The following is a 26,883-nucleotide window of genomic DNA, read 5'->3' as shown; positions in this document are numbered from 1 at the left end:
GGAGGGCCCGATGCGCGTCCTGCTGGACCAGGGCTTCGCGGTCTTCGGCCAGAAGGTGTCCTACGCCGAGTTCACCGGCCAGGTCTCCGCCCTGGTGGTGGTCCACCTGGCGCAGCGCCGGTCGTTGTGGACCTGGCCCGTGCAGCTCGTCTCGGTCTCCCTGCTGTTCGTCGTCTACCTCTCCGCGCACCTCGGCGGCACCGCGTCCCGCCAGGTCGTCATCGCGCTGATCACCGCCTACGGCTGGTGGTCCTGGACGCGCCGCCGCGACCCGGTGTTCGGCGTCGTCGTGCGCCGGGGCACCACCCGCGAACGCGTGGCGGTGGTGGTCGCCTTCGTGCTGGGCACGTCGGCGTTCGCCCCGGTCCTGGACGCGCTGGACGCGTCCTGGGCGCCGTGGCCGGACGCGGCGATCTTCGTCGGCACGGTGCTGGCGTTCGCGCTGCAGGGCCTGGGCCTGGTGGAGTTCTGGCTGGTGTGGCTGGCGGTGGACGCGATCGGCGTGCCGCTGCAGCTGCACTCCGGCCTGTACTTCAGCGCGCTGGTCTACGCGGTGTTCACCGCCCTGGTCGTCCGGGGCTGGGTCGGCTGGAACCGCGCGGCGAAGCGGGCCGCCGCCCCCGCCGCTACCGCCCGCTGAACGCCGTCGCCACGTCCGCGGGCAGCCGTCTCAGCTCGGCCTCCAGCGACTCCGGGTTGCGCAGCGCGCTGTGCACCGCCCGCTGCACCACCCGGCTGACCTCGTCGTAGTGCGCGGACTGCGGCCGGATGCGGGCCCGCTCCACCGCGTCGCGCAGCACGTCCAGGTGCGGCAGGCGGCCGGCCAGCTCCGGGTCCCGGTACAGGGCGCGCAGCGTCGGCGGGTAGCCCGCCTGCTCCAGCAGGGCGCGCTGGCCGGCGTCGCCGGTGAGGAACCGGATGAACTCCCGCGCGGTGGCCTGGTGCACCGAGCAGCGCGACACGGCGGCGTTCCAGCCGCCCAGCGCGCCCGACCCGGGCAGCGCGGCCACGCCGTACCGGTCCCGCAGCGGCGAGGCGTCCAGCTGCGCCCGCGCGTACGGCCAGTTGCGCATGAACAGCGCCCGGCCCCGCAGGAACGCGTCCAGGCCGGCCGACTCGTCGTGGTCCAGCGCCTCCTCCGGTATCCAGCCCCGCTCGATCCCGCGCGCCAGCATCCCGATGCCCGCGCGCGCCCCGGGCCCGTCGAGCCGGTCCACGTCGCCGCCGTGCGCCCACACCGCCTCCAGCGCGTTGACCGTCAGGCCCTCGTACTGGCGCAGCTGGCCGATGTAGCCGTGCACGCCGTGCTCCGGCGCGACCGCCTCCGCCGTCCGCTCCAGCTCCTCCCACGTCCGCGGCACGGCGTGGCCCTCCTCGCGCAGCAGGTCGGAGCGGTAGTAGAGGACGCCGACGTCCGCGCGCCACGGCACCGCCCACAGCTTCCCGCGGAAGGTCGAGGACTGCACCGCCGCCGGGATGAACCGGTCCGTGGCGAACTCGGCGGGCGACAGCGGCGCCAGGTGCCCCGCCTGGGCGAACTCCGCGGTCGACACCACGTCCAGGGTCACCACGTCGTAGCACTGCGCCCGCACGTCGCCGCGAGCGCCCGCCAGGTCCTGCGCGCGGGCCATCAGCTGCGCCCGGTAGGCGTCGGTGGGCGTCGGCATCGGCACGTAGTTGACCTGCTCCAGCCGGCTCGCCCGCCGGTTCCACTCGGCCACGCGCTGCTCGATCTGCCGCCCGGCGGACAGGTCCAGGCTGTCCACGAACGTGATCCGGCCCCGGCCGTCGCGCGCCGGGTCCGCCACCGGGACCGCGCAGGCCGCCACCAGGCACAGCAGCGCCAGGCACGCCGACGCCCTACCCATCCGGACCCCACAGCCCGCCGGCGACCAGGTCCAGCGCCCGGTCCGCGTCCGGCTCCTCGTAGCAGTCACCCCGGTAGGCGGCCCGGAACGCGCCCAGCTGGGAGCCCTCCGCGCAGGCCCCGGCCGCGGGGCCGACGCCGAGCACGGTCACCGGCGCGGCCGGCCCCGCCCCCGGCCCGGCGGGCCGCACGTCGCCGCTGAGGACCACGACCGGCTGGTCCGCGCCGTGCTCGCGGACCGCGCGCTCCACCACGCCGGCCAGGTCGGCGGGCGCGAAGTCCAGCCGCAGCACCTCGCCGCGCGGCGCGACCCGCTCGGCGAGCCGGTCCGCCAGCCGGGTGGCGCGCTCGGAGCCGTCGACGGCGAGCACCACGCGGGTGGTGCGGTTCGCCGCCCGCCACGCCGCGCGCACGGCGTCGGTGTCGGCCTCGACCGGCAGCCGGGGCCGGCGGGCCGGCCGGATGCCGTCGTGCGACTCGGCCACCCCGCCCCGGTCCCGGAAACCGGCGCGCCGGAGCGCGCCCTGGGACTCCGGCGAGCGCACGTGCGCCAGGAACAGCCCGACCACCCGGTCCCGCCGCGCGTTGCGCGGGAGGTTCACGCGGTGCACGGCGACGAAGGGGTGGTCCAGGTGCAGCGTGCCGTCCACCGGGTACAGCGGCGCCAGGCACCCCAGGTCGCGGACGGCCTTCTCCGAGGCCAGCACGGCCCGGTCGGCCGCCGGGCACACCTCGGCCCCGGACGGGGCGGTGAGCAGCGCCGCGTCCCGCAGCCGCCGCGCCGCGCCCGGACCGCGCAGCGCGGCCCGGTCGACGTCGGTCACGCCCAGCTGCGCCCGCGCCAGCGCCACGGCCGCCGCCAGCCCCGCGCCCGTGGCGTCCGCGTCGATCACCGCCAGCGGCCGGAACGCCGCCACGTCGCGCCACCGGAAGGCCGGCTCGCGGGCGGCCCGCGCGGCGGGGACGCCGAGCACCAGCGGCGAGTAGGCGATCGGGCCCGCTTCGTCCAGCTCCACGTCGGTGCGCCCGCCGTCGGCCAGGGCCCTGCGGACCTCCTGGACCTCCCAGCCGGTGTCGGGCAGCCACACGTGCGGCTCGGGCCCCATCGCCACCAGGTCGCCGTCGGGCCAGCCGCGGCCCAGCACCGCCACCGCCGCAGCCGCGGACGCGCCGACCGCGACGTGCACGTCGACCTGCTTGCAGCCGCTGCCGCCGAACGCGCGCGAGCCCGCCTCGAAGTCGGCCGCCAGCCCGCCGACCACCTCCGCCTTCTCCGCCGAGACCAGCACGTTGAGCTGCACCGGGTCCGGGCACGGCGGGACCGGCGCGGGCGCGGCGAGCAGCACGTCGCCGGCCAGCGGCACGGCCAGCAGCACCGCGAGCACCGACGCCGACCACCGCGGCCGGGGCAGGCGCGGCGGTCGCCAGCGCGCCGGCGCCGGCCGCGCCTCACCGGGGTGGTCGGGCCGGCAGATCCACGCCGTGCCGCGCACCTCCTTGACCTCCACCGCGACCGCCCGGTAGGAGTCCGGGTCGCACCCCGGGTCCTGCCGCACCACGTCCCGGTAGAACCGGTCGGACACGACCAGCGCCAGCACCCCGGGCCGCTGCTCCAGCTCGGCGCGCAGCGGCGCCGACTCCAGCAGCCGGAAGGCCAGCACCAGCCCCTCGCCCATGACGCCGTTGCCGTCGTTGAGCACCTCGCCCGCCGTGATCGCGGCGCGCAGCCGGATCCGGGCCCCGGGCGCGGACACCGCGTTGTGCCGGCGGAGCTGGCCCACCAGCTCGTGCAGCAGGGTGCTGACCACCCGGCTGTTCGGCACGTCCGCCGGCACCAGGACGAACAGCCCGTCGCCCCGGTCCTCGTGGTAGGTGCCGTCCCAGTCGTCGGTCCACTCGACGCCGCACTCGGCGAACGCGGCGCGCAGCGCCTCGTACAGCCCGTGCCGGACGGCCTGCTGCTGGCTCAGGGCGCGCGCGCCGAAGCCGGACACGTCCACCGCCAACATCGTCCGGTGGACCGCTGGCCGCGGCGTCCCCATTGCCCCCCTCATCGGAGTCTCGCGCCGATTCTATGGTGTCGGTCACACCGGACGGGGCGAGTCGGGCGGCCTGGCCCGGTCCGCCCGCGCCGGCGGGCCGCGGACCACCGCTCAGATCGCCGCTGGGGCCGCGCGCGCCCCCACCCACCTCCCGACACCCCGAACGGCCCGTGACGGCTCCCGGCGCCCGCTGCACCGCCGCACGGGGGCGCGGGCGGCGAGCACCGCGCCGGCCGGGCGCGTGCCGCAGATCGTAGGGGCCGCCCCGCCCGGGGAGACCGCAGAACCGCGCGTGGGGCCCCACCCTTTCGGGTGGAGCCCCACGTGGCGGGTACGGGTGGTCAGGCCAGTCCGGCGTCCGTGGTGGACGGGCCGGCCGCGGCCACGTCGTCGATGCGGTACTTGCGCGCCGCCTCCACGACCAGCGACCGCTCCACCTCGCCGCGCCTGGCCAGCGCCGCCAGCGTGGCCACCACGACCGACTCCGCGTCGACCAGGAAGTGCCGCCGCGCCGCCGGCCGGGTGTCGGAGAAGCCGAACCCGTCGGTGCCCAGCGTGGTCATGTCCGTCGGCACGTACGGCCGGATCAGGTCCGGCACGGCCGTCATCCAGTCCGACACCGCCACCACGGGGCCGGCCGCGTCGGCCAGCGCCTGCGTCACGTACGGCACGCGCGGCTCCCGGTCGGGGTGCAGCAGGTTGTGCCGGTCGGCCTCCACCGCGTCGCGGCGCAGCTCGGAGTACGACGTCGCGGACCACACGTCCGCCTGCACGCCCCAGTCCTCGGCCAGCAGCTGCTGCGCCTTGAGCGCCCACGGCATCGCCACGCCGGACGCGAGGACCTGCGCGCGCGGACCCGCGCCGGTCGCGGCCCGGTAGCGGTAGAGGCCCTTGAGCAGGCCCTCCACGTCCAGGTCCGCGGGCTCCGCCGGCTGCTGGTACGGCTCGTTGTAGACGGTCAGGTAGTAGAAGACGTTCTCGGCGTTCTCGCCGTACATCCGCCGCAGGCCGTCCCGGACGATGTGCGCCACCTCGAACGACCACGCCGGGTCGTAGGCGACCACGGCCGGGTTGGTGTGCGCCAGCAGCAGCGAGTGCCCGTCGGCGTGCTGGAGGCCCTCGCCGGTCAGCGTCGTGCGGCCCGCCGTCGCGCCCAGCACGAAGCCGCGCGCCATCTGGTCGGCCGCGGCCCACAGGCCGTCGCCGGTCCGCTGGAACCCGAACATCGAGTAGAAGATGTAGATCGGGATCATCGGCTCGCCGTGCGTGGCGTAGGAGGTGCCCGCGGCGGTGAACGACGCCGTGGAACCGGCCTCGTTGATGCCCTCGTGCAGGATCTGGCCCTGCTCGGACTCCTTGTAGGCCAGCATCAGCTGCGCGTCCACGGAGGTGTAGAGCTGCCCGTTGGGGTTGTAGATCTTCTGCGCCGGGAACATCGAGTCCATGCCGAACGTGCGCGCCTCGTCCGGGATGATCGGCACGATCCGGCCGCCGATCTCCGGGTCCTTGGCCAGGTCGCGCACCAGCCGGACGAACGCCATCGTGGTGGCGACCTCCTGCTTGCCCGAACCCTTGCGCACCACGTCGTAGACCTTGTCACCGGGCAGCACCAGCGCCTTGGACCCGGTCCGGCGCTCCGGCACGAAACCGCCGAGCTGCCTGCGGCGCTCCAGCAGGTACCGGATCTCCGGGGCGTCCTCGCCGGGGTGGTAGTAGGGCGGCAGGTACGGGTCGAGGTCCGCGTCCGCGATCGGGATGCGCAGGCTGTCCCGGAACATCTTGAGGTCTTCGTGGGTCATCTTCTTCATCTGGTGCGTGGCGTTGCGCGCCGCGAAGTGCGGGCCCAGGCCGTAGCCCTTGATGGTCTTGGCGAGGATGACCGTCGGCTGGCCGTGGTGCTCCACCGCCGCCTTGTACGCCGCGTAGACCTTGCGGTAGTCGTGGCCGCCGCGCTTGAGGTTCCACACCTCGTCGTCGGTCATCGGCGCGACCAGCTCCTTGGTGCGCGGGTCGCGGCCGAAGAAGTGCTCCTTGACGTACGCGCCGTCGTTGGCCTTGTACGTCTGGTAGTCGCCGTCGGGCGTGGTGTTCATCAGGTTCACCAGCGCGCCGTCGCGGTCGGCGCCCAGCAGGGCGTCCCACTCGCGGCCCCAGATGACCTTGATGACGTTCCAGCCGGCGCCCCGGAAGAACGCCTCCAGCTCCTGGATGATCTTGCCGTTGCCCCGGACGGGGCCGTCGAGGCGCTGGAGGTTGCAGTTCACCACGAAGGTCAGGTTGTCCAGCTGCTCGTTCGCGGCGATCTGCAGCAGGCCGCGCGACTCCGGCTCGTCCATCTCGCCGTCGCCGAGGAAGGCCCACACGTGCTGGTCGGTGGTGTCCTTGATGCCCCGGTCGCGCAGGTAGCGGTTGAACCGCGCCTGGTAGATCGCGTTCATCGGGCCCAGGCCCATCGAGACGGTCGGGAACTCCCAGAAGTCCGGCATCAGCCGCGGGTGCGGGTAGGACGGCAGGCCGCCGCCCGGACCGGCGTGCGACAGCTCCTGGCGGAACCCGTCGAGCTGCCGGGCCGAGAGCCTGCCCTCCAGGAACGCCCGCGCGTACACGCCGGGCGAGGCGTGGCCCTGGATGAACACGTGGTCACCGCCGCCGGGGTGGTCCTTGCCCCGGAAGAAGTGGTTGAAGCCGACCTCGTAGAGGCTCGCCGACGAGGCGTAGGTCGAGATGTGGCCGCCGACGCCCACGCCCGGCCGCTGGGCGCGGTGCACCGTCATCGCCGCGTTCCACCGGATCCACGCCCGGTAGCGGCGCTCCACCTCCTCGTCGCCGGGGAACCACGGCTCGCGCTCGGTGGGGATGGTGTTGACGTAGTCCGTGCTGGTCAGCGAAGGCACGCCGACGTGGTTCTCCCTCGCCCGCTCCAGGAGCCGCAGCATCAGGTAGCGGGCCCGCTGCCGCCCGCCGCCCGCCAGGGCCGCGTCGAAGGACTCCAGCCACTCCGCGGTCTCCTCCGGGTCGATGTCCGGGAGGTGGGCGGCCAGGCCGTCACGGATGACGTGCACCCGTTCGGGAGTGTTCTGGGGGCTCAAGGGATCTCCTCGTTCCGGGGTTCGCTGGTCCCAATCGTCGCCTCCGGGCCGCGATCCCGTCACCGCTACCGGTGAGTAGTTCGGGATCGTGTCCCTCGCGCGCGCGAATAGGAGGTATGTAGAGCGTGCCTCATCCGGATGGGGGAGCGCGACCGGGGGTACCCGATGCGGCGTGTCCCGGTCGCTACGGTTGCGCTCAGCAGGCCCGACAGTGTTCGCTAACCGCGACTGGTAGTGACGTCGCGCGGCAGTCGAACCCGGCTGCCGCTCTTGTGTACTTGGAGGAGTGGAAGCCGTGGTCGCCGCGGAAGACGCCGGCAAGATCGGTGTCGCCGACAGGCTCGGGATCGAACCGGGCAGCGTGGTCCAGGAGATCGGCTGGGAGGAGGACGTCGACGACGACCTGCGCGCAGCGGTCGAAGAGCGCATCGGCAGCGATCTGCTCGACGAGGACGCCGACGAGGTCGTGGAGGTGGTCCTGCTGTGGTGGCGCGAGGACGACGGCGACCTGGTCGACGCCCTGATCAACGCCACGACGGCGCTCGCCGAGGACGGCGTGATCTGGGTCCTGACGCCCAAGACCGGGCGGGCGGGCCACGTCGAGCCCAGCGACATCGCCGAGTCCGTGTCCACCGCGGGGCTCGCGCAGACCTCCAACATCACCGTGAGCGCCGACTGGACGGCCACCCGGCTGGTGTCCCCGAAGTCGGCGAAGACGAAGCGCTGAACCCGGCAGCCGCCCGGCTGCCGCTAGGCTCGACGGCGGGCTCCGCACGGGTGGAGCCCGTCCTGTCGGGTGCTCGGGTGCGGTGGGGAAGGGTGCGGCATGGCGGTCGAGGTCGGTTCGGAGGCCCCGGACTTCACGCTCAACGACTACAACAAGCAGCCGGTGGCGCTGTCGTCGTTCCGCGGCGAGCGCAACGTGCTGCTGGTGTTCTACCCGTTCGCGTTCAGCGGCATCTGCACCGGTGAGCTGTGCCAGGTGCGCGACGAGCTGGCGAGCTACGAGGACGGGAACGTCCAGGTGATCGGGGTGTCGGTGGACACGCCGTTCAGCCTCAAGGCGTGGGCCGAGCAGCAGGGCTACCGCTTCCCGCTGCTGTCGGACTTCTGGCCGCACGGCGAGGTGGCGGCGCGGTACGGGGTGTTCAACGAGGCGGCCGGCCTCGCCAACCGCGGCACGTTCCTGATCGACACCGCGGGCGTGGTCCGCTACGCGGAGGTCAACGCGCCCGGCGAGGCGCGCGACCAGGAGGCGTGGAAGAAGGCCGTGGCCGCGCTGAAGTCCTGATAGCGTTTCGGCGTCGCCCGCCCGGGTGACGCCCATGGGCGTGTAGCTCAGCGGAAGAGCACTCGGTTTACACCCGAGCGGTCGCAGGTTCGAACCCTGTCGCGCCCACCACCGCGGCCGGTCGTGTGGTCGTTTTCACAATTCCGACCGCTCGGCGGGGAAGGTCCGCGAGGTCGCCGCAGGTGGGCTCCTGGGCCGCTGTCGACGGCCCCCGGTCGAGTGATCCGGCGGGCCGCGATCGGGGCATTGCGCGACGGTTGTCTTGACGGGAACGCTGGGGCCATGCACAACCCGGAGCTCCGCGTCGAGCTCCCTCCCGACCTGCCGGGCGAGAGCTACGAGGGCATCCGACAGGCCGTCGCCAGCCTGCTGGAGCTGTGGGGAGTGCCGGACGTGAGCGCCCGCCTGGTGGGCCCGCCGCCGGACCCGGCCGCGGTCGTCGGGAACGGGCCGCCGCAGTAGCGGGCGGGGCCTCCCGGCGACCGCCGCGGCGGCTGTCGGGAGGGCGCCCCGGCCGCCGGGCCGGGGCGGCACGGACGCCCGGCGCCGGGCGGCGCCGGACGTCCCCCCAGGGGTCAGCGGGACAGCAGCGAGGTGATCTCCTGGGCGGCGCCGCCGGCCTCCAGCAGGTGGCGGAGGTTGTCCGGCAGCACGTCGCCGCGCTTGCCCACGGCCTGCGCGTAGAGCCGACCGGCCCGGTACGAGGAGCGGACCAGGGGCCCCGCCATCACGCCGGAGAAGCCGATCCGCTCGGCGGTCTCCTTGTGGGTCAGGAACTCCTCGGGCTTCACCCAGCGCTCCACCGGGTGGTGGCGCGGGGACGGCCGCAGGTACTGGGTGATCGTGATGATCTCGCAGCCCGCCGCGTGCAGGTCGCGCAGCGCCTCGGTGACCTCGTCGGGGGTCTCGCCCATGCCGAGGATGAGGTTGGACTTGGTGACCAGGCCGGCTTCCCGCGCGCGGGTGATGACCTCCAGCGAGCGCTCGTACCGGAACGCCGGGCGGATGCGCTTGAAGATCCGCGGCACGGTCTCCAGGTTGTGCGCGAGCACCTCCGGGCGCGCCGCGAACACCTCGGCGAGCTGCTCGGGCACCGCGTTGAAGTCCGGGATCAGCAGCTCGACGCCCGTGCCGGGGTTCAGCGCGTGGATCCGGCGGACGGTCTCGGCGTAGAGCCACGCGCCGCCGTCGGCCAGGTCGTCGCGCGCCACGCCGGTCACGGTCGAGTAGCGCAGGCCCATCGCCTGGACCGACTCGGCGACCCGCCGCGGCTCGTCGCGGTCGAGGTCGGCGGGCTTGCCCGTGTCGATCTGGCAGAAGTCGCAGCGCCGGGTGCACTGCTCGCCACCGATCAGGAAGGTGGCCTCCCGGTCCTCCCAGCACTCGTAGATGTTGGGGCAGCCGGCCTCTTCGCACACCGTGTGCAGGCCCTCGCGTTTGACCAGGCCCTTGAGCTCCCGGTACTCGGGGCCCATCTTCGCCTTGGTCTTGATCCACGAGGGCTTCTTCTCGATGGGCGTTTGACTGTTGCGCACTTCCAGCCGCAGCAGCTTCCGACCCTCAGGTACGACGGTCACGTCCCAACCCTACGTCACGGGGGAGCGGGCACGACGCCCGTCGACCGGGGGGTCGGGGGCGGGCGCCCGCGCGGGGTGGTGGCGGGGCCGCGGGCGCCCGGGACCCCGCCCCAGGCGGCGGGACGCGGCCCCGGCCGCGCCGCACCCGCCCGGTGCCCGACCGCGGGGGCGATTAGCTTGTCCCCGTGGACCTTCGCATCTTCACCGAGCCCCAGCAGGGGGCCACCTACGACGACCTGCTGCGCGTCGCGCGCGCCGCCGAGGACGCGGGCTACGGCGCGTTCTTCCGGTCCGACCACTACCTCTCGATGGGCTCGGGCGACGGGTTGCCCGGCCCCACCGACGCCTGGATCACGCTCGCCGGCCTCGCCCGGGAGACCACGGGCATCCGGTTGGGCACGCTGGTCACCGCCGCGACGTTCCGCCACCCCGGCCCGCTCGCGATCGCGGTCGCGCAGGTGGACCGGATGTCCGGCGGGCGGGTCGAGTTCGGGCTCGGGTCGGGCTGGTTCGAGGCGGAGCACGGGGCCTACGGGCTGCGGTTCCCGCCGCTGGGCGAGCGGTTCGAGCTGCTGGAGGAGCAGCTGGAGATCATCACCGGCCTGTGGGGCACGCCGGTGGGGGAGAAGTACTCGTTCCGGGGCAAGCACTACGCGCTGACCGACTCGCCCGCGCTGCCCAAGCCCGTGCAGTCGCCGGTGCCGGTGCTGGTGGGCGGCACGGGCGCGAAGCGCACGCCCGCCCTGGCCGCCCGGCACGCCACCGAGTTCAACCTGCCGTTCACCTCGGCCGAGGTCGCCGCGCGGCAGTTCGAGCGGGTCGACGCGGCCTGCCGGGAGATCGGCCGCGACCCCGCCACCATGACCCGGTCGGCCGCCCTGGTGGCGTGCGTGGGCCGCGATGACGCCGAGGTGGCGCGGCGGGCGGCGGCGATCGGCCGGGAGGTGGCCGAGCTGAAGGAGAACGGGCTCGCGGGCACGCCCGCGGAGGTCGTCGACCGGCTCGCGCGGTGGCGGGAGGACACCGGCGTCAGCCGGGTGTACCTCCAGGTGCTCGACCTGTCCGACCTCGACCACCTGGAGCTGGTGGCGGCGCAGGTCGCGCCGCAGCTGCGCGGCTGACCGGCGGGCCCCGCTCGCGCCCTAGGAGAGGCTGTCCCGCAACCGCCGCAGCGCGGCGGGGTCGAGCAGGGCCCGCCGCACGAGGTCGACCAGCTCGCCCGAGGCCCGGGACCGCGGCTCGTCGACCTCCTCGGCGAGCACGGCCGCCGTGCCCACCCGGCCGTCCCGCCACCGCACCCGCACCCCGACGGTGACGACGCCGGCCAGCGAGCCGCCCTTGACCCCGACGCCGGCCACGCCGTCGGGGACGGGGTGGCCGCGCTCCAGGTGGTCCACGGCGCGAGGGAAGCGGTCCAGGCCGCGCAGCAGCCGGTGCAGGCCGGCCGCGCTGCCGCGCCAGGTGCCGCGGGCCCACGGGCGCCGGCCCTCGTAGGCGCCGGGCACGTCCCGGGCGCGGCCGATGACCTCCAGCTGCAGCCGCGGGTCGGTCAGGTAGCGCTCGGCGTCGACCGGCCGGCCCAGGACCAGCCGCAGCCGCTCGCCCAGCGCGGACGGCGCCGGGGCGTCCGGCCAGCCCGCCCGGACCGCGGCCGGGCGGATCACCGCGTCCAGCCGGCGCCGCAGGTAGTCGGCGGCGGCGTCGTCGCCGTGCCGGACCATCGCCGCGACCAGGTCGTCCAGGGCGACGGTGGCGTGCGGGTCGTCGGCGGCGCGGCCGGTGCCGGACGCCAGGCCCAGCGCCCGGAGCGCGGCGCGGTGCGCGTCGTCGCCCAGGTCCAGGTGGTGGGCGTCCCAGTCGCCGGCGGCCACCCGCTCGTCGGGCCGGACCAGGCCCCGGTCGACCGCGAGCCCGTAGGCGGCCAGGTGCACCACCTGCACGGCGGACGCCAGCGGCTGGCGCGCGTGCGGCCGGTGGGCGACCCGGCCGCCCCGGCCGTCGTCCACCACCGCGGCGACGTGCCCGCGGTGCGCGCGCAGCCAGGCCGGCCAGCCGTCCGGGCGGTCCTCCCGGGCCGCCGCGGGCGGCGCGGGCAGCAGCAGGGCGCCGCCCGCCGCGCCGCAGGCGGAGAGCAGGTGCCGTCGGGTCAGGAGCACGACGAATCTCCCCTCGGTAGTCCGTGGTTCCGGAAACTAGAGGGGAGGCGAGCCGCTTGTCAGCCCGTGCGCACCGCGAACGTCACGCCGGCGGCCACCGGTTGTTCACGGATGAGCGTGCGGTCGGTCAACGGCAGGACACCGTCGAGCGCGTCGATCACGGCCTGCCGGGCCAGCGGCAGCACCTCGGCCACCGTGACGTCCCGGTCCAGCTCGTGGGACAGCGACGCGACGCCCGCGTCCCGGATGCCGCACGGGATGATCGCGCCGAACCCGCTGAGGTCGGCGTTGCAGTTGATCTCGAAGCCGTGCATCGTCACCCCGCGCTGCACCCGGATGCCGATGGCGGCGACCTTGCGCTCGACGCCCCGGTCGTCGGCCGGGATCCACACCCCGCTGCGGCCCTCCACGCGGCCGGTGCGCACGCCGAGCTGGTCGCACACGTGGATCAGCGCCTGCTCCAGCCGCCGCACGTACTGCACCACGTCCAGCGGCTCGGCCAGCCCGACGACGGGGTAGCCGACCAGCTGGCCGGGGCCGTGCCAGGTGATCTTGCCGCCGCGGTCGACGTCGAGGACCGGGATGTCGCCGCCGCGCGGGCGCTCCTCGGGCTCGGTGCGCCGGCCGCAGGTGTAGACGGGCGGGTGCTCCAGCAGGAGCATCGTGTCGCCGATGGCGCCGTCGGCGCGGGCCTCGGCGAGTTCGCGCTGCAGCTCCCACGCGGCCAGGTAGTCCGTGGTGCCCAGCTCGCGCACGTCGATCGGGTCCGTCGAGGTGCGGCAGGAGAGTTCAAGGCTGCTCACGCCCCGACCCTACGCCCACGGGGAGCAGCCGCAGGGGCAGGGTCGCGAGCAGCCCGACCCCCGTCGTGGCCAGCGCCGCGCCCACCGTGTCGGTGAACCAGTGCACGTCCAGCACGACCCGGCTGGCGGCGGTGAGGGCCACCGCGACGACCGCCAGGGCGACGGCCTTGCGCAGGTGCCGGCGGGCCAGGTGCGCGCACAGCACCACGCCGGTGAACACCACCGCCGTGACCGCCGTGACGTGCCCGCTGGGGTAGGAGGGCAGGTGGTGCTCCACCGGCCGCACCCGGTCGTAGGCGAAGCGGGCCAGGACCGTCGACCAGGCCACCGACAGCAGCACCGCGGCCCTGAGGACCAGCGGCTCCCGCGCCAGCAGCGCGCGCAGGCCCAGCGAGACCACGGCGACCACGGCCAGGCCGGGGCTGAGCAGGAAGCTGACCACCGCCGCCGCGGCCACCAGCTCCGGGCCGAGCGCGCCGGCGGCGCCGCGCAGCGCGGCGTCCAGCCCCGGGACCTCGCGGTGCACCGAGCAGCCCAGCACCACCGACGCCAGCACGAGCACCGCGCCGACGGAGCCCAGCGCCGGCCTCGTCATCGGTGCAGGGCCGCCGCCACCGCCGCGCCCAGGTTCGGGTGCAGGAACCGGAAGCCGCTGCGCTCCAGGGCCTTGGGCACCGCGCGCTGGCCCGCCAGGACGCCCTCCCCGGCGATCTCGCCCAGGACCGCCCGCAGCGCGAACGCGGGCACCACCCAGGGCGTCGGCCGGTGCAGGGCGCGGCCGAGGGTGCGGGTGAACTCGGCGTTGGTGACCGGGGCGGGCGCGGTCAGGTTCACCGGGCCGCGCACCTCGTCGTGCGCCAGGACGTGCCCGATCGCGGCGGTCACGTCGTCCAGCGAGATCCACGGCATGTACTGGCGGCCGTCGCCCAGGCGCCCGCCGAGGAAGCCCTGGAACAGCGGCTTGACCTTGCCGAACAGCCCGCCCGACGGGCTGATCACCAGCCCGGTGCGCAGCCGGACGACGCGCTGCGACCCCGCCGGCGCGGTCGCGGCCTCCCACCGGCGGCACAGCTCGGCCAGGAAGCCCGCGCCCGAGGGCGCCGACTCGTCCACGACCACGTCCCCGGTGTCGCCGTAGTAGCCGACCGCGCTCGCGTTGACCAGGACCGGCACGCCGTGCTCGGCCACGGCCGCGGCCAGCACCTCGGTCGGGATGGTGCGACTGTCCAGCAGCACCTGCTTGCGGGCGTGGTTCCAGCGCTTGTCGGCCACCCCGGCGCCGCACAGGTTGACCACCGCGTCCGCGCCCGCCAGCGCGCCCGGCGCGATCCGCCCGGCCGGCGGGTCCCAGTCCCGCTCGTCGGGCGCGGTGGGGCGGCGGCGGACCAGGCGCACCACCTCGTGCCCCGCCGCGCGCAAGGCGGCCACCAGGCTGGTGCCGATGAAGCCGGAGGAACCCGCGACCACTACCCGCATGGGTTGATCGTCTCGCAGCGCGCGGGCCGCCGCACAGCGGCGGTCGCGCCACGCGGGCCGCCGGCGCCCGCTTCGCGCCGAAGGGGCCGCTACCGGGCGGTGGCGCCCGGCAGCGGCCCCTTCGGGGGTCGAGCCCTACAGGCCGAGGTCGGCCTCGAACGAGCCCTCCTCCAGGCGGTTCTTCACCGCGGTGAGGAACCGGCCCGCGTCCGCGCCGTCGACCAGGCGGTGGTCGTAGGTCAGCGCGAGGTAGGCCATGGACCGGATCGCGATGGTGTCGTCGCCGTTGTCGTCGGTGATCACCACGGCGCGCTTCTTGACCACGCCGACGCCCAGGATGCCGACCTGCGGCTGCTGGATGATCGGGGTGTCGAACAGCGCGCCGTTGCTGCCGAGGTTGGTCAGCGAGAACGTGCCGCCGGTCAGCTCGTCCGGGGTGAGCTTGTTCGCGCGGGCGCGCGCCGCCAGGTCGCCGATCTTGTGCGACAGGCCCGCCAGGTTGAGGTCGCCCGCGTTCGAGATCACCGCGTTGAGCAGGCCGCGCTCGGTGTCGATCGCGATGCCCAGGTGCTCGGCGCCGTGGTAGACGACCTCCTTCTTCTCCTCGTCGATGGACGCGTTGAGCACCGGGTGCTGCTTGAGCGCCTCGACGGCCGCCTTCGCGAAGAACGGCAGGAACGTCAGCTTCACGCCCTCGCGCTGCTCGAACGCCGCCTTGGCGCGGTTGCGCAGCCGGGCGACCTTGGTGACGTCCACCTCGAACACCTGGGTGAGCTGCGCCGAGACCTGCAGCGACTCGCGGGTGCGCTGCGCGACGATCTGGCGCAAGCGCGGCAGCTTCTGCACCGTCCCGCGCTTGCCGCTGGTGTCGGCGGCGGGGGCGCTCGCCACCCGCTGCGCCGGCGCCGACGGGGCCTGGGCGGGAGCGGCCGGAGCCGGGGCCGGGGCCTTGGCGGCCTCGACGGCGGCCAGCACGTCCTGCTTGCGGATCCGACCGCCGACGCCCGTGCCCTTGAGCGAGGCGAGGTCGACGCCGTTCTCCGAGGCCAGCTTGCGCACCAGCGGCGTCACGTACGGCGTGCCGTTGGCGCCGTCCTCGTCGGACCGGGCCGGGGCCGACTGCTGCTGCTGCTGCTGCGCCGGGGCGGGCTGCTGCGCCGGCGCGGGCTTCGGGGCGGGGGCGGGGTTCGGCGCCTCTTCCCGGGGCTCCTCTCGGGCCGGAGCCGGCTTCGGGGCCTCCGCGGCGGGCTTGGGCGCTTCGGGCTCCGGCTCGGGCTCGGGCTCGGGGGCGGAGGCCGCCGGGGAGCCGGAGCCGATCATGGCGAGCTTGCCGCCGACCTCGACGGTCTCGTCCTCGCCCGCGCTGATCTCCAGCAGGGTGCCCGCGACCGGCGAGGGGATCTCGGTGTCGACCTTGTCGGTCGAGACCTCCAGCAGCGGCTCGTCGACCTCGACGGAGTCGCCGACCTGCTTGAGCCAGCGGGTGACGGTGCCCTCGGTGACGCTCTCGCCGAGCGCCGGCATGGTCACCGGGGTGCCCTCGGCGGAGCCGCCGGACGTGCCCTCGGCGGAGCCGCCGGACCGGGCGGGCGCCTGCTGCTGCGCGGGCGCCTCGGCCTGCGGCTCGGGCTCGGGCTCGGGGGCGGACTGCGGTTCGGGCTGGGCCTCCTCGGCGGGGGCGGCGCCACCGCCGGAGGTCGAGTCGGCCCCGCTGTCGCCGGCGCCGTCGCCGATGACGGCGAGTTCGGCGCCGACCTCGACGGTCTCGTCCTCCTGGGCGACGATCTTCTGGAGGACGCCTGCCGCCGGCGAGGGGATCTCGGTGTCGACCTTGTCGGTCGAGACCTCCAGCAACGGCTCGTCGACCTCGACGCGGTCACCCTCCTGCTTCAACCAGCGGGTGACCGTGCCCTCGGTGACGCTCTCGCCGAGTGCGGGCATTTGGACGGAGAAGGCCATCGTTCGCTGACTCCTCGTGCGTGGGTCGGTGATCGGCTGACTGGGGTGCGACGGTCAGCCGTGCACGTGCAGCGGCTTGCCGGCCAGGGCGAGGAAAGCCTCGCCGAGGGCTTCTGTCTGGGTCGGGTGGGCGTGGACCAGCGGGGCCACGTCCTCGGGGTAAGCCTCCCAGCTGTAGATCAGCTGGGCCTCGCCGATCAGCTCGCCGACCCGCTCGCCGACCATGGTGACGCCGACCACCGGGCCGTCGGGCGCCTTGACCAGCTTCACACCGCCGGCGGTCTTCAGGATCTGGGACTTGCCGTTGCCCGCCAGGTCGTAGACGAACGTCTCGACCGAACCGTACTTCTCCTTGGCCGCGGCCTCGGAGAGGCCGACCGAGGCGACCTCCGGCTTGCAGTAGGTGACGCGCGGGATGCCCGCCTCGTCGATGACCTTCGGGTCCTGCCCGGCGATCTCCTCCGCGACGAAGATGCCCTGCTGGAAGCCGCGGTGCGCGAGCTGCAGGCCCGCCACCACGTCGCCGACGGCGTAGACGTTCGGCAGCGAGGTGCGCAGGCGCTCGTCGGTGACGACGAAACCGCGCTCGATCCGGACGCCGGCCTCCTCGTAGCCGTGGCCGGCGGTGTTGGGGCCGCGGCCGACGGCGACCAGCAGGAGGTCCGCGTCGAGCACGTCGCCGGACTCCAGGGTCACCGAGACGCCCTCGTCGGTCTGCTTCGCGCCGGTGAACTTCACGCCGGTCTTGAACTTGATGCCCCGGCGGCGGAAGGCCCGCTCCAGCTGCTTGGACGCGTACTCGTCCTCGGCGGGCACCAGGCGGGGCAGCGCCTCCACGATGGTCACGTCCGCGCCGAAGGAGGCCCACACGCTGGCGAACTCGACGCCGATCACGCCGCCGCCGAGCACGACGACCTTCTCCGGGATGAAGTCCAGGTTCAGCGCCTGGTCGCTGGTGACGACCCGGCCGCCGATCTCCAGGCCCGGCAGGCTGCGCGCGTAGGAGCCGGTGGCCAGCACGACGTTCTTCCCGGTGTATCGGTCGCCGTTCACCTCCACCGTGGTCGGTCCGACGAACGTGCCCGCGCCCTCGACCAGGGTGACCTTGTTGGCCTTCGCGAGGCCCTGGAGCCCCTTGTACAGGCGGCCGACCACGCCGTCCTTGTAGGAGTTGACCCCGGCGATGTCGATGCCCTCCAGCGACGACTTCACGCCGAACTGGTCGCCCTCGCGGGCGTTGTCCGCGACCTCCGCCGCGTGCAGCAGCGCCTTGGTGGGGATGCAGCCGCGGTGCAGGCAGGTGCCACCCAGCTTGTCCTTCTCGACCAGGACGACGGACAGGCCGAGCTCCGCCGCGCGGAAGGCGCAGGCGTAGCCGCCCGAGCCGCCACCGAGGATCACGAGGTCGGCGGAGGTGTCGGTCACGGGATCTCCCTGGAGAGCTTGATGCCTTACTTCGCGCGGGTGCGCGCGGGTGATTGCCATCTTGTCACTACTTCGGGGACGGCGGCGACGCGGTGTCCTCTTGGGAGGATTTGGCCCTGCCTTCACGCGCGCGCCGGCACCATGGTCGCCACGCATCCCCACAGGAGGTGGCCCGGTGGGTCTGTTCGACCGTTTCCGCAGGAAGCAGCGCCCGGGCGTGCTGCGAATGGCCACGTCCACGGACACCGGCCACCTGGAGCAGTGGGCGGCGGCGCGGCGGGGTGTCGAGGCGTACGTCGAGCCCAGGACGACCGTGACGGAGACCACGGTCGTGCTGGTCGCGCACGACGGGGAGTGGACGCGGCGGCGCATCGACGGCGCGGAGGGCGCGAAGAAGCTGGCGAAGAAGCTGGGCATCCCGATCTACGACGCGGGCATCGTCGGCTACCCCAAGCGGATGCGCGAGTACACGCGCCGCAAGAACCGGGACGGCTGAGGCCGGACCGCCGGGGCGGGCCGGCGCTGTCCCGGAACTCGTTGCGCCGCAACGGTTTCCACTTGATCGCCCGCGTCCGGGCACGCTTCGCGGGGGTGTCGCGGCACCCCCGCGAAGCCGGTGGCGGGTCCCCGGGCGACGCCTGGGGACCCGCCACCGCCGACCGGCTCCGGTCGACCGACCGCGACCGGCCGGTCACCGTCAGCCGTTGGCGGCGATGTCCGCCAGCAGGGCCGCCAGGGTCCGGACGGGGACGCCCGTGCCGCCCTTGGTGGTGTACCCGTAGGGGCCGCCGCTGTGGAACGACGGCCCGGCGATGTCGACGTGCGCCCACGGCACGCCCTCGGCCACGAACTCGCGCAGGAACACGCCGGCGGCCAGCATCCCGCCGAAGCGGTGGCCCGCCACGTTGGCGATGTCGGCCAGGCGCGAGTCCAGGTCGCCCCGCAGCTCGTCGGGCAGCGGCATGGCCCAGGCGTGCTCGCCCACCGCGCGGCCCAGCGCGGCGACCCGGTCCCGGAACTCCTCGGTGCCCATGACGCCGGCCGTGCGCTTGCCCAGCGCCACCACCTGCGCGCCGGTCAGCGTGGAGGTCTCGACCAGGTAGTCGGGGTTCTCCTCGCACGCCCGCACGATCGCGTCGGCCAGCACGATCCGGCCCTCGGCGTCGGTGTTGAGCACCTCGACGGTCTTGCCGCCGTACATGGTCAGCACGTCACCGGGCCGGTACGCCGTGCCGGAGGGCATGTTCTCCGCCAGCGCGGCCCACGCCGTCACCTCCAGCGGCACCTTGAGCTTCGCCGCCAGCACGACGGTGGCGACCACGGCCGCCGCGCCGCTCATGTCGGAGGTCATCTCGTCCATCCCGGCGGCGGGCTTGATCGAGATGCCGCCGGTGTCGAACGTGATGCCCTTGCCGACCAGCGCGACCTTCCTGGCCGCCTTCGGCCCCCGGTAGGTCACCCGGACCAGGCGGGGCGGCCGGGACGAGCCGCCGCCGACGCCGAGGATGCCGCCGAAGCCCTGCTTGCGCAGCGCCTTCTCGTCCAGCACCTCGACCTCGACGCCGTCCACGCCCTTGGCCAGGGCGGCGGCGCGCTCGGCGAAGGAGGCCGGGAACAGGTCGTTGGGCGGGGTGTTGATCAGGTCGCGGGTCGCGGTGACGGCCTCGGCGACGGCGGTCGCGGCCTTCACCGTCGCGCGGTGGGCCTTGGCCGTGCCCCCGGCGGGCACGACGAGGTCCACGCGCGCCACCGGCTCGTCGCCGGCCGCGGACTTGTAGGCGGTGAACTGGTAGGCGCCCATGACGGTGCCCTCCACCGCGGCGCCGAGGTGCAGCGCGGACAGCGTGGTCACGGCGCGCTTGCGGCCGGTCAGCGCGCGGGCGGCGGCGCCGGACGCGCGGCGCACCTGCTCCTCGCCGATCGCGCCGTCGGCGGGCTTGCCCAGGCCCACGGCGAGCAGGACCGGCGCGCCGAGCTTGCCGAAGGTGGGCAGCGTGACGACCTCTTCCGCCTTGCCGGTGGCCCCGACGGTGCGGAGGACGTCGAGCAGGCCGCCGTCGAACGCGGCGTCGACCGCGTCCGCGGCGCCCGCGAGGGCGAGGCCGTCCGGGCCCTGGGTGGTGCCCACCACGACGACGTCGGCGGTGGTAGTGCTCGGGTCACTGTCGGTGATGGCCAGCTTGGGCGCGGTCACGGCGGCTCCTTGACGTGGTCCTCCCGGCACTTCCTGGTTGTGCGGCGGGAACGTTGATGGATCGTGAAGAATGCTAAAGGTCTCGTTGACCAAGGTGACCGCCGCACTCTCGACAACGGGGAGTAACAATTAACAAGGTCGCGAATCGTCCTGCCGGGCGTTCGCAGTCACCCGGCCCGTATGCCACCGTGGAGCGGTGACAGTCACGCCCCGTGCCCGGGCCGTGGTCCTCGGCCTCGGCGCGACGCTGGGAGCCGGGATCCTCCTCGGGCCCGCCCCCGCCGCCGCCGCAGCCGGCCCCTGGTTCCCCCTGGCTGCCGCCCTGGCCGCCGTCGCCGCGCTGTGCAGCGCGTTCTCCACCGCCGACCAGCGCCGCGCCTACCCGGACGCGCCGGGCGGCTACGGCTACACCCGCAACCAACTCGGCCCGTGGCCGGGCCGGCTCGCCGCCAGTGCTCACCTGATCGGGCGATCCGGCCTGGCCGCGGCGCTCGCCGGGGTGGTCGGCGCGTACGCGTTCCCCGACGACCGGGTGCTCGGCGGAGCGCTGCTGATCGCCCTCACCGCGGTGGTCGGCCCGCGCCTGCGGACCCGGATCGGCTGGGCGCCGGTGCTGGTCGTGCTGGTCGTGCTGGCGCTGGTCGTGCTGGTCTGCTTCTCCGTCGCGCCGCCGGGCGACCCCGTGCCGCCGGCGGACCCGGCGCGGGGCGGCGGCCTGGACGGGCTGATGAGCGCGGCCGGGCTGATGTTCGTCGTGTTCACCGGCTTCGAGCGCGTCACCGCGCCGCTGCCGGGCGACCAGCCCTTCACCACCCGCGCGCTGCACGTCGCCCTGCCCGTGCTGGTCGGGGTCGTGCTGGTGGTCGTGCTCGCGGTCGGCGCGGCCGTGCTGCACCAGCTGGGCGCGGCCCGCCTCGCGCTGTCGCCGGCCCCGCTGAGGGACGCCCTGATCGCCGCCGACGGCCGCGCCCTGGTCCCGGTCCTCGCCGTCGGCGCCGCCGTCGCCGGGGTGACCACGCTGGTCTTCGTGCTGGCCGGCGCCCGGCGCACGCTGGCGGGCCTGGTCGAGAACGGCGACCTGCCCGCGCTGCGCGCGCAGTGGCCGCTCGACGTCCTCACGGCGGTATTCGCCCTCACCGCTTTCCTGCTGCTGACGCCGACCACGGCCTTGGCCGTCGGCGCGTGCGGCACCGCTTTCTACTACGGCTTCACCAACGCTTCGGCCCGGATACTGCTCCAGGAGGACCGCACGTGGTCCATGCGCACGGCCTGTCTGGGCCTCGGCCTGTCGGTGCTGCTGGCGATGAACGCGCCTGTCGACGCATTGCTCATCACCGGCGTGGGCTTGGCGATCGGAACCGGCTTGCTGGGCCTCCACCGCGTGCGGCAACAACCGGTCGACCACCAACACCACCCCTGACCACCAGCCCGGAAAACCCCGGCAGCCCACACCGCCAACACCCCACCACCCACGACTTGCAACTTGCGCTCTACCTGTAGCCTGCGGGTCCACGGCACGCCCCCGTGCAGACCGGTGGCCTCGTGTTCTCCCCGTATGGCCTGCCCGGAGGGCTACCATGCTTTCTTGGGGGGTGCAAGCACGCTTTTCGCTTGCACCCCCCAAGAAAGCATGGTCGTCTTTGACAGGTCATGCGGGGGGAACACGACCGCTGTTTCTTTTCATTCTCCTTGGCGGCCTGCCTGTCCGGCGAGGACTCTTTAAAGCTTTTCAGCCTTGGGCGGTACAGCACCAAATCTTACCCGGATCGGTGCGCGACCTAAGTATGAAGAGCGGCCGAGAGGCCCCCAAGGAGGAGGGAAGTGCGTCGTGTTCTCCCCGTACGGCCTGCCGGAGGCAATCATCTTTGTCGGGGGGTGTCAAGCGAAGAGCGTGCTTGACACCCCCCGACAAAGATGATTGGGCTGCGCCCAGGCCGTACGGGGAGAACACGAGGCACACGGCTGCGCTGAAGCGCCGCCGCGCGAAGCGCGGCCTGCGGCGAGAGTTGAAGTGCCGCCGCGCGGGGCGCGGCCTACGGGAGTTGGAGCGCCGCCGCGCCGAGCGCCGCTTGTGGGTGGCCTGCTCGTCCCCAGCTGCCGCCCGGGTCGGTGCCGACCGGCGTCGGCCGCAGGGCGCTTCCGCGCCGCGCGCCGCACCCTCGGACGTCCGAGCGTCGGGACAGCGATTTTCCGAAGTCGCACTGCGAGCTAGTGTGCTGGCATGACGACCGCGTTGCCTTTCACCCGGACCCCCAACCCGCAGCCGGCGACCCCGGAACGGGTCGCGGAGGTACTTGCCAAGCCGGGCTTCGGGCAGCACTTCACCGACCACATGGTGACGATCCGCTGGAACCGCGAACAGGGCTGGCACGACGCCGCAGTCGAGCCCTACCACTCGCTGGAGCTGGACCCGGCGGCAATGGTGCTGCACTACGGCCAGGCGATCTTCGAGGGGCTCAAGGCTTACCGCCGGGCCGACGGCTCGATCGCCTCCTTCCGCCCCGAGGCCAACGCCGAGCGCCTGCGCGCCTCGGCCCGCCGCCTCGCCATGCCCGAGCTGCCCGACGAGCTGTTCCTCGGCTCGGTGCGCGAGCTGCTCGCCGTGGACGGCCGGTGGGTGCCCTCGGCCGCCGAGGAGTCGCTCTACCTGCGCCCGTTCATCTACGCGACGGAGAAGGGCCTGGGCGTGCGGCCCTCGTCCGAGTACCTCTACATGCTCATCGCCTCGCCCGCGGGCTCCTACTTCGCGGGCGGCCTCAAGCCGGTGACGGTGTGGTTGTCCACCGAGTACGTGCGCGCGGCGCCCGGTGGCACGGGGGCGGCCAAGTTCGCGGGCAACTACGCGGCGTCGCTGGTCGCGCAGGCGCAGGCCGCCGAGCAGGGCTGCGACCAGGTGGTCTGGCTGGACGCGGTGGAGCGCCGCTGGGTCGAGGAGATGGGCGGGATGAACCTGTTCTTCGTCCTCGGGTCGGGCGAGGACGCGCGCGTCGTCACGCCGGAGCTGTCCGGCGCGCTGCTGCCCGGCATCACCCGGGACTCGCTGCTGCGCCTGGCCGCCGACTTCGGCTACGGGGTCGAGGAGCGCCGCTTCTCCACCGAGGAGTGGGAGAAGAAGGCCGAGTCGGGCGAGCTGACCGAGGTGTTCGCGTGCGGCACGGCGGCCGTCATCACCCCCGTCGGGCACGTCAAGCACGCCGGCGGCGAGTTCAGCGTCTCCGGCGGCGCGACCGGCGAGGTGACGATGCGGCTGCGCGAGCGGCTGACCGGCGTCCAGCAGGGCCTGGTCGAGGACCGCCACGGCTGGATGACGACCCTGGGCTGACCCGGGCCGGCGACCGTCAGACCGACCGTCAGACCGACGAGCAGACGGCGAGCACGACCAGGCTCGCCGTCTCGCACGCCGCGCCCAGGACGTCGCCAGTGATCCCGCCGAAGCGCCGGCGGGTGTGCCGGACCAGCAGCAGCACCAGCGCCCCGGCCAGGGCCACGGCGATCGGGCCGTGCCAGGGCGCGACGAGGAACCCCGCCGCGGCCAGTGCGATCCACCAGGCCGCGGCGACCAGCGGGGACTGGGTGCCGGCCACCAGGGCGCCCAGCCCGTCCGGCCGCGCGGGCGCCACGCCGCGCAGGCAGCACAGGACGAACGTGGCCCGGCCGGTGGCCAGGGCCAGCACCACCGCCGCCCACGGCGCGGCCGGCAGCGCGGCGGCCTGCCCGCCGAGCACGACGATCAGCGCGACCACCGCGAACGGGCCCGCGCCGCCGTCCTTCATCACCGCCAGCGCCCGCTCCGGCGGCCCGTAGCAGCCCAGGCCGTCGGCGGTGTCGGCCAGCCCGTCCAGGTGCATCCCGCGGGTGGCCAGCGCCAGGCCGCCGACGGTGAGGAACCCGACCAGCAGCGCGGGCGCGCCCAGCCGGGACAGGCCCTGCACCGCGCCCGCGGCGGCCAGCCCGAGCAGCGCGCCGACCAGCGGCGCGCAGGCGATCGCCCGGCGGGCCGCCCCGGTGTCGACCGCGTCCACCCGGATCGGCAGCACGGTCAGCCAGGACAGCGCCAGCCGCATCAGGCGGGCCCGGAGACGCCCGCGCCGTCGAAGGTCGCCATCTCCGCCAGCACCTTGGTCGCCATCGCCACCAGGGGCAGCGCGGCCACCGCGCCGGAGCCCTCGCCCAGGCGCAGGCCGAAGTCCAGCAGCGGCTCCAGGGCCAGGTGGTTGAGGGCCAGGGCGTGCGCGGGCTCCGCGGACAGGTGCCCCGCGACCCACCACTCGCGGGCGCCGGGGGCCAGCTCCTCGGCCACGATCGCCGCCGCGCCGACCACGACGCCGTCCAGGACCACCGGCGTGCGGCGCACCGCCGCCTGCGCCAGGAAGCCCGCGATCGCGGCCAGGTCGGCGCCCGCGGCGGTCGCCAGCAGCCGCACCGGGTCGCCGATCACCGGGCGGGCGCGGCGCAGGGCGTCGCGGATCGCCGCCGTCTTGCGCATCCAGCCCCGGTCGTCCACGCCCGTGCCGCGGCCGACCACCGCGACCGGCTCCGAACCGGTCAGGGCGGCCACCAGCACGGCCGAGGGCGTGGTGTTGCCGATGCCCATGTCGCCGGCAACCAGGATGTCCGCGCCGCCGTCGACCTCCTCGTCGGCCAGCCGGCGGCCCAGCTCGACCGCGCGCTCGGCCTCCTCGAGGGTCAGCGCGTCCTCGCGGTCGATCGACCCGGAGCCGCGGCGGACCTTGTGGTCGCCCACGGCGGTCTCGGAGTCGACCGCGACGTCCACCACGCGCACGGTCGCGCCCGCCACGGTGGCGAGCACGTTCACCGCCGCGCCGCCCGCCAGGAAGTTCGCGACCATCTGGCCGGTGACCTCGCTCGGGTAGGCCGACACGCCGTGCTGCGCCACGCCGTGGTCGCCCGCGAACACCACGACGCGCGGCCGGGTGAACGGCCGGGGCGGGCACTCGCCCTGGCAGGAGGCCACCCAGACGCCCAGCTCCTCCAGCTTGCCCAGCGAACCCGCGGGCTTCGTCAGCGTCGCCTGCCGGGCGACGGCCCGGCGGCGCGCGCCCTCGTCGGGCGCCTTGACGGGCGGGAACTCGATGGTCACCGACTACCTCCGGCCTCGCGCAGTCGCAGTGGGATCCCGGCGACGACCAGCAGCACCTCGTCGCAGACCTCGGCCAGCCGCGCGTTGAGCGAGCCGAGGTGGTCGCGGAAGAGCCTGCCAGAGCGGGTGCCCGGCACCACGCCCAGCCCGACCTCCGCGCTGACCAGCACCAGGCGGGCCCGGGTCCGGGACACCGCCCCGACCAGCGCGGCGCACTGCCGCTCCACCGCGCCGGCGTCGCCGCCCTCCCACGCGCCGGCGTCGTCCAGCGCGCCCACCAGCCACGTCGCCACGTCGTCCACCAGGATCGGGGGGTCGGTCGCGGCCGTCGCGGTGAGCAGCGCGACGAGGTCGTCGGGCGCGGGCGCCTCCACGGTGTGCCAGGTGGCGGGGCGGCGCGCCACGTGCCGCTCGATGCGCAGGTCCCAGTCGGCGTCGTCCGGGTAGCGGCGGGCGGTGGCCACGTAGGTCACCACGTCGTCGCGCAGGACGCCCTCGGCGTGCGCCGACTTCCCGGAGCGGGCGCCGCCCAGTACGAGTGTCCGATGCGTCACACCGCACTCCATCCGGTTCCGGTCGGCTCGGGCCATAGCCTGTTCGGGCACAGGAGCCCGTCCGGGAACGCTACCCGGAGGACGTCGCCGAGGAGGCCGTCATGGAGTACCGCTGGCGGTATCAGGACGAGCAGGGCCGTGAGGTCGACGGGCCGGCGGAGCGGTTCGCCGACCAGACCGCCGCCGAGGACTGGTTCAGCGCGGTGTGGCCCTCCCTGCGGGAGGTCGGGGTCGCGCAGGTGACGCTGCTGCGCAGCGAGTCCGAGGTCTACGGCCCGATGTCGCTGGCGCCCGCCGACTAGGCCCGCGCCGGGCGGACCGGGGCGTCCCGGCCCCGCGGCGGGGCCGGGACACCGCGCGCTCACGGGGTGACCGTGAGCCTCGGGTCGGTCTCCACGACGCCCTCCAGGACGGCGTCGATCTTCTCCAGCAGCTCGGCCTCCAGCTTCACGCCGGCGGCCTTGACGTTCTCGTGCACCTGCTCGGGCCGGGACGCGCCGATGATGGCGGAGGCGACGTTCGGGTTCTGCAGCACCCAGGCGACCGCGAGCTGCGCCAGGGACAGGCCCGCCTCCTCGGCCAGCGGCTTGAGCTGCTGGACCTTCTCCAGCACCTCGTCGCGCAGGAACCGGGAGATGAACTTCGAGCCGCTCTCGTCGGTGGCGCGGGACCCGGCGGGCACCGGCTGACCCGGCAGGTACTTGCCGGTGAGCACGCCCTGCGCGATGGGCGACCAGACGATCTGGCTGACGCCCTCCCGCTCGGAGGTCGGCACGACCTGCGACTCGATGACCCGCCACAGCATCGAGTACTGGGGCTGGTTGGAGATGAACGGCACGTTCAGCTCGCGCGCCAGCTCCGCGCCGCGGGCGATCTGCTCGGCGTTCCACTCCGACACGCCGATGTAGAGCACCTTGCCCTGGCGGACCAGGTCCGCGAAGGCCAGCATGGTCTCCTCCAGCGGCACCGTCCGGTCGTAGCGGTGCGCCTGGTAGAGGTCGACGTAGTCGGTCTGGAGGCGCTCCAGCGAGGCGTGCGCCGACTCCATGATGTGCTTGCGGCCCAGGCCCTTGTCGTTCGGGCCGCCGGGACCGGTCGGCCAGAAGACCTTCGTGAACAGCTCGTACGAGGCGCGCCGCTGCCCCTTGAGCGCCCGGCCGAGCACCGACTCGGCGGCGGTGTTGGCGTAGACGTCGGCCGTGTCGAACGTCGTGATCCCGACGTCCAGCGCGGCGTGGACGCAGGCGGTGGCCTGTTCCTCCTCCACCTGGGAACCGTGGGTGAGCCAGTTGCCGTACGAGATCTCGCTGATGTTGAGGCCGCTGCGGCCCAGGCGTCGGAACTCCATG

Annotated in this window: 24 protein-coding genes and 1 tRNA gene; 10 read left to right on the top strand and 15 right to left on the bottom strand. The window is 74.5% G+C overall.

Features of this window, described 5'->3' with window-relative positions; all coding sequences use genetic code 11:
• The first annotated feature begins 10 nt into the window (after positions 1–10).
• Positions 11–640: a nicotinamide riboside transporter PnuC gene (gene pnuC / locus JOE68_RS08330; RefSeq protein ID WP_204841752.1), complete on the top strand. Its 630-nt coding sequence runs from the start codon at positions 11–13 to the stop codon at positions 638–640.
• On the opposite strand, the gene JOE68_RS08325 is transcribed toward pnuC, so the two are convergent.
• From JOE68_RS08325 to aceE, 3 genes are all read right to left on the bottom strand, one after another.
• A complete protein-coding gene (locus tag JOE68_RS08325; protein WP_204841751.1) occupies positions 627–1,868 on the bottom strand; it encodes an ABC transporter substrate-binding protein in 1,242 nt (413 codons plus the stop codon). The genes pnuC and JOE68_RS08325 overlap by 14 nt on opposite strands.
• Complete coding sequence (locus tag JOE68_RS08320; protein ID WP_204841750.1) at positions 1,861–3,867, bottom strand: substrate-binding domain-containing protein; 2,007 nt, start codon at positions 3,865–3,867, stop codon at positions 1,861–1,863. The genes JOE68_RS08325 and JOE68_RS08320 overlap by 8 nt, the downstream gene beginning before the upstream one ends.
• 383 nt (positions 3,868–4,250) lie before the next feature.
• Positions 4,251–6,998, bottom strand: a complete 2,748-nt coding sequence (gene aceE, locus JOE68_RS08315; RefSeq protein WP_204841749.1) for a pyruvate dehydrogenase (acetyl-transferring), homodimeric type — start codon at positions 6,996–6,998, stop codon at positions 4,251–4,253.
• A 295-nt stretch (positions 6,999–7,293) separates the two neighbouring features.
• On the opposite strand from aceE, the gene JOE68_RS08310 reads away from it, so the two are divergent.
• The 4 genes from JOE68_RS08310 to JOE68_RS08295 all read left to right on the top strand — a co-directional run bounded on the left by JOE68_RS08310 (position 7,294) and on the right by JOE68_RS08295 (position 8,751).
• Complete coding sequence (locus JOE68_RS08310) at positions 7,294–7,725, top strand: DUF3052 domain-containing protein (RefSeq protein WP_204841748.1); 432 nt, start codon at positions 7,294–7,296, stop codon at positions 7,723–7,725.
• Between the two features lie 99 nt (positions 7,726–7,824).
• The gene (locus tag JOE68_RS08305; RefSeq protein WP_204841747.1) at positions 7,825–8,289 is read left to right on the top strand and encodes a peroxiredoxin; all 465 of its coding nucleotides are present in this window, start codon (positions 7,825–7,827) and stop codon (positions 8,287–8,289) included.
• A 36-nt stretch (positions 8,290–8,325) separates the two neighbouring features.
• Positions 8,326–8,400 (top strand) — tRNA-Val (locus JOE68_RS08300).
• 171 nt (positions 8,401–8,571) lie between these two features.
• Positions 8,572–8,751 (top strand): hypothetical protein, encoded by a 180-nt coding sequence (locus tag JOE68_RS08295; RefSeq protein WP_204841746.1) that lies wholly within the window; start codon positions 8,572–8,574, stop codon positions 8,749–8,751.
• A gap of 113 nt (positions 8,752–8,864) precedes the next feature.
• Here the strand turns inward: JOE68_RS08295 and lipA are convergent, their stop codons facing one another.
• Positions 8,865–9,866 carry a lipoyl synthase gene (lipA, locus tag JOE68_RS08290; protein WP_204841745.1) on the bottom strand — a complete coding sequence of 334 codons (1,002 nt, stop codon included), beginning with the start codon at positions 9,864–9,866 and terminating at the stop codon, positions 8,865–8,867.
• 185 nt (positions 9,867–10,051) lie between these two features.
• On the opposite strand from lipA, the gene JOE68_RS08285 reads away from it, so the two are divergent.
• On the top strand, positions 10,052–10,987 hold the full coding sequence (locus JOE68_RS08285; protein ID WP_204841744.1) for an LLM class F420-dependent oxidoreductase: 936 nt from the start codon (positions 10,052–10,054) through the stop codon (positions 10,985–10,987).
• Positions 10,988–11,008: 21 nt separating this feature from the next.
• On the opposite strand, the gene JOE68_RS08280 is transcribed toward JOE68_RS08285, so the two are convergent.
• The 6 genes from JOE68_RS08280 to lpdA form a co-directional block, all read right to left on the bottom strand.
• Positions 11,009–12,022: a serine hydrolase family protein gene (locus JOE68_RS08280; RefSeq protein ID WP_204841743.1), complete on the bottom strand. Its 1,014-nt coding sequence runs from the start codon at positions 12,020–12,022 to the stop codon at positions 11,009–11,011.
• A 59-nt stretch (positions 12,023–12,081) separates the two neighbouring features.
• Positions 12,082–12,825, bottom strand: a complete 744-nt coding sequence (gene lipB / locus JOE68_RS08275; protein WP_204841742.1) for a lipoyl(octanoyl) transferase LipB — start codon at positions 12,823–12,825, stop codon at positions 12,082–12,084.
• Positions 12,812–13,420: a phosphatase PAP2 family protein gene (locus tag JOE68_RS08270; protein ID WP_204841741.1), complete on the bottom strand. Its 609-nt coding sequence runs from the start codon at positions 13,418–13,420 to the stop codon at positions 12,812–12,814. Before JOE68_RS08270 ends, lipB begins: the two co-directional genes overlap by 14 nt.
• Positions 13,417–14,301: a TIGR01777 family oxidoreductase gene (locus JOE68_RS08265; protein ID WP_204841740.1), complete on the bottom strand. Its 885-nt coding sequence runs from the start codon at positions 14,299–14,301 to the stop codon at positions 13,417–13,419. The genes JOE68_RS08270 and JOE68_RS08265 overlap by 4 nt, the downstream gene beginning before the upstream one ends.
• Positions 14,302–14,436: 135 nt before the next feature.
• Positions 14,437–16,260 (bottom strand): 2-oxoglutarate dehydrogenase, E2 component, dihydrolipoamide succinyltransferase, encoded by a 1,824-nt coding sequence (gene sucB, locus JOE68_RS08260; protein WP_204841739.1) that lies wholly within the window; start codon positions 16,258–16,260, stop codon positions 14,437–14,439.
• A 54-nt stretch (positions 16,261–16,314) separates the two neighbouring features.
• Positions 16,315–17,685, bottom strand: coding sequence for a dihydrolipoyl dehydrogenase (gene lpdA / locus JOE68_RS08255; RefSeq protein ID WP_204841738.1), 1,371 nt, complete (start codon positions 17,683–17,685; stop codon positions 16,315–16,317).
• 226 nt (positions 17,686–17,911) lie between these two features.
• On the opposite strand from lpdA, the gene JOE68_RS08250 reads away from it, so the two are divergent.
• Complete coding sequence (locus JOE68_RS08250) at positions 17,912–18,181, top strand: oxidoreductase (protein WP_239562173.1); 270 nt, start codon at positions 17,912–17,914, stop codon at positions 18,179–18,181.
• Positions 18,182–18,382: 201 nt separating this feature from the next.
• Here the strand turns inward: JOE68_RS08250 and JOE68_RS08245 are convergent, their stop codons facing one another.
• Complete coding sequence (locus JOE68_RS08245; RefSeq protein WP_204841736.1) at positions 18,383–19,879, bottom strand: leucyl aminopeptidase; 1,497 nt, start codon at positions 19,877–19,879, stop codon at positions 18,383–18,385.
• Between the two features lie 196 nt (positions 19,880–20,075).
• On the opposite strand from JOE68_RS08245, the gene JOE68_RS08240 reads away from it, so the two are divergent.
• Positions 20,076–21,299, top strand: coding sequence for an amino acid permease (locus JOE68_RS08240; protein WP_204841735.1), 1,224 nt, complete (start codon positions 20,076–20,078; stop codon positions 21,297–21,299).
• Between the two features lie 801 nt (positions 21,300–22,100).
• Complete coding sequence (locus JOE68_RS08235; RefSeq protein ID WP_204841734.1) at positions 22,101–23,201, top strand: branched-chain amino acid aminotransferase; 1,101 nt, start codon at positions 22,101–22,103, stop codon at positions 23,199–23,201.
• Between the two features lie 28 nt (positions 23,202–23,229).
• On the opposite strand, the gene cobS is transcribed toward JOE68_RS08235, so the two are convergent.
• The 3 genes from cobS to cobU are packed head-to-tail and all read right to left on the bottom strand — an operon-like array spanning position 23,230 to position 25,534.
• A complete protein-coding gene (gene cobS / locus JOE68_RS08230) occupies positions 23,230–23,943 on the bottom strand; it encodes an adenosylcobinamide-GDP ribazoletransferase (protein ID WP_204841733.1) in 714 nt (237 codons plus the stop codon).
• Positions 23,943–24,980 (bottom strand): nicotinate-nucleotide--dimethylbenzimidazole phosphoribosyltransferase, encoded by a 1,038-nt coding sequence (cobT, locus tag JOE68_RS08225; protein WP_204841732.1) that lies wholly within the window; start codon positions 24,978–24,980, stop codon positions 23,943–23,945. Before cobT ends, cobS begins: the two co-directional genes overlap by 1 nt.
• Positions 24,977–25,534: a bifunctional adenosylcobinamide kinase/adenosylcobinamide-phosphate guanylyltransferase gene (cobU, locus tag JOE68_RS08220; protein WP_204841731.1), complete on the bottom strand. Its 558-nt coding sequence runs from the start codon at positions 25,532–25,534 to the stop codon at positions 24,977–24,979. Before cobU ends, cobT begins: the two co-directional genes overlap by 4 nt.
• A 101-nt stretch (positions 25,535–25,635) precedes the next feature.
• On the opposite strand from cobU, the gene JOE68_RS08215 reads away from it, so the two are divergent.
• The gene (locus JOE68_RS08215; protein ID WP_204841730.1) at positions 25,636–25,836 is read left to right on the top strand and encodes a hypothetical protein; all 201 of its coding nucleotides are present in this window, start codon (positions 25,636–25,638) and stop codon (positions 25,834–25,836) included.
• 59 nt (positions 25,837–25,895) lie between these two features.
• Here the strand turns inward: JOE68_RS08215 and JOE68_RS08210 are convergent, their stop codons facing one another.
• The gene (locus JOE68_RS08210) at positions 25,896–26,882 is read right to left on the bottom strand and encodes an aldo/keto reductase family protein (RefSeq protein ID WP_204841729.1); all 987 of its coding nucleotides are present in this window, start codon (positions 26,880–26,882) and stop codon (positions 25,896–25,898) included.
• Between the last annotated feature and the right edge of the window lies 1 nt (position 26,883).

The sequence above is a fragment of the Saccharothrix algeriensis genome (assembly GCF_016907655.1).
Lineage (GTDB): Bacteria > Actinomycetota > Actinomycetes > Mycobacteriales > Pseudonocardiaceae > Actinosynnema > Actinosynnema algeriense.
Note: the sequence above shows the minus strand (reverse complement) of the source record. Positions and strands in the feature narration are given on the sequence as shown.